Origin of the sequence: Mesorhizobium sp. WSM1293, from assembly GCF_000513875.1 — a bacterium.
GTDB classification, from domain to species: Bacteria; Pseudomonadota; Alphaproteobacteria; order Rhizobiales; family Rhizobiaceae; genus Mesorhizobium; species Mesorhizobium ciceri.
In genome coordinates this window covers 57,971-63,970 of record NZ_AZUV01000029.1, presented here as the reverse complement: position 1 = coordinate 63,970, position 6,000 = coordinate 57,971, and the positions used below count along the sequence as shown (strand labels likewise).

5 protein-coding genes are annotated in these 6,000 nt (G+C 61.6%); all 5 read right to left on the bottom strand.

The genetic code is table 11. The annotated features are described in order from the left end of the window. A partial coding sequence (locus tag M729_RS0126690) for a 2-oxo acid dehydrogenase subunit E2 (protein ID WP_027163385.1) occupies window positions 1-1,130 on the bottom strand: 1,130 nt, incomplete at its 3' end. Window positions 1,131-1,149: 19 nt separating this feature from the next. Next, window positions 1,150-2,553, bottom strand: a complete 1,404-nt coding sequence (locus M729_RS0126685; protein ID WP_027163384.1) for a pyruvate dehydrogenase complex E1 component subunit beta — start codon at window positions 2,551-2,553, stop codon at window positions 1,150-1,152. A gap of 15 nt (window positions 2,554-2,568) precedes the next feature. Continuing rightward, entirely contained in the window at window positions 2,569-3,606 is a 1,038-nt protein-coding gene (pdhA, locus tag M729_RS0126680; protein WP_013531481.1) for a pyruvate dehydrogenase (acetyl-transferring) E1 component subunit alpha, read from the bottom strand. Window positions 3,607-3,800: 194 nt separating this feature from the next. After that, window positions 3,801-4,124, bottom strand: coding sequence for a septum formation initiator family protein (locus tag M729_RS0126675; protein WP_013531480.1), 324 nt, complete (start codon window positions 4,122-4,124; stop codon window positions 3,801-3,803). A gap of 274 nt (window positions 4,125-4,398) precedes the next feature. Continuing rightward, on the bottom strand, window positions 4,399-5,673 hold the full coding sequence (gene eno / locus M729_RS0126670) for a phosphopyruvate hydratase (protein WP_027163383.1): 1,275 nt from the start codon (window positions 5,671-5,673) through the stop codon (window positions 4,399-4,401). Window positions 5,674-6,000 lie beyond the last annotated feature (327 nt).

The window sequence follows — 6,000 nt, the reverse complement described above, 5'->3', positions numbered from 1 at the left end:
CGGCTGCGGGCGCGACTGGCGAGGTCCTTCATCTCGTTGGAGATGGTGGACAGCGTCTTTTCGTCGGCTTTGCGGATGATCGGTGTGATCAGCCCGCCGGGGATCGACACGGCAACGCCGACATCGGCGTGCCTGTGCTTGACCATGGCGCTTTCGGTCCACGAGGCATTGGCATCGGGCACCGCCTTCAGCGCCATCGCCATCGCCTTGATNACCATATCGTTGACCGACAGCTTNTAGGCCGGAGCATCACCCTTGTCGGTCTTCTTCACCGGGGCTGCCGCATTGATCTGCGTGCGCAGCGCCAGCAGCGCATCGAGCTCGCAGTCGAGCGTCAGGTAGAAATGCGGAATGGTGGTCTTGGCCTCGACCAGGCGGCGCGCAATGGTCTTGCGCATATTGTCATGCGGGACAAGGTCGTAGGAGCCCTGTTCGAACAGTTTCAGGACCTGATCGTCCGACATCGCCTTTACCGGTGCGGCAGGAGCAGCAGCCGGCACGCCAGCCGGAGCCTTGGCGGCAGGCGCCGTCTGGGCGCCGCCACCGGCAATGGCCGCGTCGACATCGGCCCTCACCACCCGGCCATGCGGGCCGGTGCCGGTCACGGCAGACACATCGACACCGGCTTCCTTGGCTATGCGACGTGCGAGCGGCGACGCGAAGGTGCGTCCTTCCGGCGACTGGCTGATCTCCCCCCTTGTGGGAGAGATGGCCGGCAGGCCAGAGGGGGGCGTCTCGCGCTGAGAGGACGGCGGGACAGCGCCCCCCTCTGTCGACTTCGTCGACATCTCCCCCACGGGTGGGGAGATTGGCGCCTTGTCCTGCTTGGCCTCGGCTTTCGCTGGAGCAGCATCGCCCCCGCTTTTCGCGGCAGCACCTGCATCCTCACCTTCGGCAGCGAGCACGGCGATCAGAGCGTTGACCTTGACGCCTTCGGTGCCGGCGGGAACGACGAGCTTTGCGACCGTGCCCTCATCGACAGCCTCGACTTCCATCGTCGCCTTGTCGGTCTCGATCTCGGCAATGACATCGCCCGGCGAAACCTTGTCGCCTTCCTTGACGAGCCACTTGGACAGATTGCCCTCTTCCATCGTGGGCGACAGGGCCGGCATGGTGATGTTGATTGGCATTTTTGTCCTCCCGCCCGGTTCAGCGATATGTGACGGCTTTGACCGCCTCGATGACTTCGCCGACGTTCGGCAAAGCCAGTTTCTCGAGGTTGGCGGCATAGGGCATCGGCACATCCTTGCCGGCGATGGTGATGATCGGCGCGTCGAGGAAATCGAAGGCGCGCTGCGACACCTGGTTGGCGATATGGTCGCCGACCGAGTTCTGCGGATATCCCTCTTCGACAACGATCAGCCGGTTGGTCTTCTTGACCGAGGCGATGATGGTGTCGAGATCGAGCGGCCGGATCGTGCGCAAGTCGATGATCTCGGCATCGATGCCCAAGCCGCGCAGCTCGGCTTCCGCCTTGACCGCATAGGTCATGCCGATGCCGAAAGAGACGATGGTGACGTCCTTGCCGGTCTTGTGGATGCGCGCCTTGCCGATCGGCAGCACGAAATCATCCAGCTTCGGCACGTCGAAGGACTGGCCATAGAGGATCTCATTCTCGAGGAAGATGATCGGATTGGGATCGCGGATCGCCGCCTTCAACAAGCCCTTGGCGTCGGCGGCGGTGTAGGGCATCACCACTTTCAGGCCCGGAATGTGGCTATACCAGGCGGCATAGCACTGTGAGTGCTGTGCGGCGACGCGTGCGGCGGCGCCGTTCGGTCCACGGAAAACGATCGGCGCACCCATCTGGCCGCCAGACATGTAGAGCGTCTTGGCGGCGGAGTTGATGATCTGGTCGATCGCCTGCATGGCGAAGTTGAAGGTCATGAACTCGACGATCGGCTTCAGGCCGGCCATCGCCGCGCCGACGCCGACGCCGGCAAAGCCATGCTCGGTGATCGGCGTGTCGACGACGCGCCGCGGCCCGAATTCCTGCAGCAGCCCTTGCGTGATCTTGTAGGCGCCCTGGTATTCGGCGACCTCCTCGCCCATGACGAAGACATCGCCGTCGCGGCGCATTTCCTCGGCCATCGCATCGCGCAGCGCTTCGCGCACCGTGGTCGAGACCATCTCCGTGCCGGCCGGAATGTCCGGATCGGCGGCGATTTCCGTCTTCGGTGCAGCAGCCACCGGCGCGGCAGCCGGTTTTGCGGCCTCCGCCTTGTCCTCCGCCGCGGCTGGAGCCTCTGCCTTTGCCGGTGCTTCCGCCTTGGCGGGAGCCGAGGACTTGCCGATATCGCCGGCACTTTCGCCGTCCTGCAGCAAAACGGCAATCGGTGTGTTGACCTTGACGCCTTCGGTGCCGGCGGCGATCAGGATCTTGCCAAGCGTGCCTTCGTCGACGGCCTCGACTTCCATCGTCGCCTTGTCGGTTTCGATCTCGGCGATGACGTCGCCGGCGACGACCTTGTCGCCCTCATTCTTCAACCACTTGGAAAGATTGCCCTCTTCCATGGTCGGCGAGAGAGCGGGCATGAGAATTTCGATCGGCATGTCCTTGCCCTCCCGTTACAATACGATATCGGTCCAGAGCTCGGACGGATCCGGCTCTGCATCGTTCTGGGCAAATTCGGCGGCGTCAGCGACGATGTCGCGGACCTCCTTGTCGATGGTCTTAAGCTCGTCCTCGGTTGCCCACTTCTTCTCGATCAGCCGCGCCTTGACCTGTTCGATCGGGTCATGGTCGGAGCGCATCTTCTGCACTTCTTCCTTCGAGCGGTATTTCGCCGGATCGGACATCGAGTGACCGCGATAGCGGTAGGTCTGCATTTCGAGAATGATCGGTCCGTTGCCGGCGCGGCACCATTCGGTCGCCTGGTCGCCGGCGGCCTTGACGGCGCGCACGTCCATGCCGTCGACCTGGATGCCGGGAATCTTGAACGAAGCGCCACGGTGCGAAAAATTGGTTTCCGCCGAAGAGCGCGACACCGAGGTGCCCATGGCATACCGGTTGTTCTCGATGATGTAGATCACCGGCAGCTTCCACAGCGAGGCCATGTTGAAGCTTTCATAGACCTGGCCCTGGTTGGCCGCACCGTCGCCGAAATAGGTCAGCGAGACATTGTTGTTGTCGCGGTAGCGGTTGGCGAAGGCCAAGCCCGTGCCGAGCGACACCTGCGCGCCGACGATGCCGTGGCCGCCATAAAAGTGCTTTTCCTTGGAGAACATGTGCATGGAGCCACCCTTGCCCCGTGACAGGCCGCCGCGACGCCCGGTCAGCTCGGCCATGACGCCGCGCGGCGACAGCTCCATCGCCAGCATGTGGCCGTGGTCGCGATAGGCGGTGATCATCTGATCGCCGTCGATCAGCGCCATCTTCATGCCGGTGACGACCGCTTCCTGGCCGATATAGAGGTGGCAGAAGCCGCCGATGAAACCCATGCCGTAGAGCTGGCCGGCCTTTTCCTCGAAACGACGGATGAGCAGCATGTGCCGGTAAGCGGCAAGCTCTTCGTCCTTGGTGAATTCGACAGGTTTGGGGGCCGAAAGCCCCGATTTGCCGTCGGATTTGGATTTGGCAGGCGCTTTTCTGGCGGCGGTGGCCATGCATCACTCCCTGTTGGCGTCTCTTCGTGGACATTAGAGCAGGATGAAATCTGCTCTGGGGAGATCAGCTCCTCCCCACCGATTTTAGGGAGGCTAACACGCGTCAAAGCGTTGCGCCATGCCGAATTTGCATAGCTGGCATGCGCCTAAGCGATTAAAATCATTGAAAATATTGGTGATTAACTTGAAATCAGTTATTTCGCCGAGGCCGGCAACATAATGGTGATTTCGTCGGCTTGGGACAGATTGAGCGCCTTGCGCGCCTGCTCATCGAGCATGTCCTTCTCGAGCGTGCCTTCATGCATCAGCCGAACGCGGCGCTCGAGCTCCATGCGGCGCGCCTTGATCGCATCGAGCTGGCCTTGCAGCGCAACCGTCTGGGCTTCCAGCTGATATTTCGAGTAGATACCGAATTCGCCGTGATAGGCATGAAAGCCGAAATAGGCCAGGAACGCCACGCAAAGCGAGGGAATGATCAGCCGGCCGGTGTTTCTCTGCTTGTGCTGACGCGTCCACATCGCCCGATTCCTCTAGAGCATGATGCCGAAAAGTGTGAAGCGGTTTTCGGACGACATCATGCTCTATTCTTTGATTTAGAGTCGGATTCAGATTTCAGGTCGAACAGACCTGAGATCATCCGGCTCTAGCCCGCGAACTCAGGCGGCTCACGATCTTTCTCGCCCGATTGTGCTTAACGGACGGTTACGGGTGACCTGTTTGGCGGCGCCGAAACGAAAAAGGGCGGGAATGCTCCGCCCTTTTGTCCGGTATCGATGAGCCGGTGTTTCCGGATCAGCCCTTGACCACCGACTTGCCGGCGTAGCTTGCCTGCTTGCCGAGCTCTTCCTCGATGCGGATCAGCTGATTATACTTGGCCATGCGGTCCGAGCGCGACAGCGAGCCGGTCTTGATCTGTCCGCAATTGGTGGCGACGGCGAGATCGGCAATGGTCGAATCCTCGGTTTCGCCCGAGCGGTGCGACATCACGGCGGCGTAGCCGGCCTTGTGCGCGGTCTCGACGGCGTCGAGCGTTTCCGTAAGCGAGCCGATCTGGTTGACCTTAACTAGGATCGAGTTGGCAACCCCCATGCGGATGCCGTCGCGCAGCCGCGCCGTGTTGGTGACGAACAAATCGTCGCCAACCAGCTGCGTCTTCTTGCCGATCAGGTCGGTCAGGTACTTCCAGCCTTCCCAATCGTCCTCGGCAAGACCGTCCTCGATCGAGATGATCGGATAGTCGGCGGCAAGCTTGGCCAGGTATTTGGCCTGGGCCTTGGGATCGCGCGTCTTTTTCTCGCCTTCATAGACGTAGTTGCCGTCCTTGAAGAACTCGGTCGCGGCGCAATCGAGGCCGAGCGCGATTTCCTCGCCCGGCTTGAAGCCGGCCTGCTCGATCGATTCCATGATGAAATCGAGCGCCACCGGAGCGCTTTTCAGGTTCGGGGCAAAGCCGCCCTCGTCGCCGACATTGGTGTTGTGGCCGGCATCCTTCAGTTTCTTGCGCAGCGTATGGAAGATTTCCGAACCCCAGCGGACACCTTCGCGCAGCGTCGGCGCGCCGATCGGCAGGATCATGAATTCCTGGAAATCGATCGGGTTGTCGGCATGCGCGCCGCCATTGATGATGTTCATCATCGGTACCGGCAGGAGATGCGCCTTGGTGCCTCCGACATAACGGTAGAGCGGCAGGCCGGCGGCATCAGCGGCCGCCTTGGCCACCGCCAGCGAAACGCCGAGAATGGCGTTGGCGCCAAGCCGGCTCTTGTTGGGCGTGCCGTCGAGCTCGATCATGGTCTGGTCGATATGAATCTGGTTTTCGGCTTCCATGCCGCCGATGGCCTCGAACAGCTCGCCGTTCACCGCCTCGACGGCTTTGAGCACGCCTTTGCCGAGATAGCGGGCGCCGCCGTCGCGCAGTTCGACGGCCTCGTGGGCACCGGTCGAAGCACCCGACGGCACCGCCGCGCGGCCCATCGAGCCGTCTTCGAGAATGACATCGACCTCGACGGTCGGATTTCCACGGCTGTCCAGGATTTCACGCCCGACAATGTCGACGATGGCGGTCATTTGCGATGTCCTCGATTGATCTGAAGAATGCCGCACGTCTTAGCCAAAGTGCTGCAAAAGGCAATCGGCCCGCTGGCAATTATTGCCGCGGCATCGGCCTCCGAACGATTCACGAAGCGCAAATCGCCGTCATCATAAGTCATGTACGGTCGGCTGACTTCCGGTTAAGGTGCAGCGCGCGGGGCGAAACAGGAGGAGTTTCGCCATGTCTCAGTTGAGCGGTATCGTGAGTCTGTTTCTAATCGCGGCGGCATTCCTGACGTCATGCGACAATCAGCAGTCGCCGCCGAAGGCGATGGCCCCCTTACACGTCAGCGAATAAGCCGG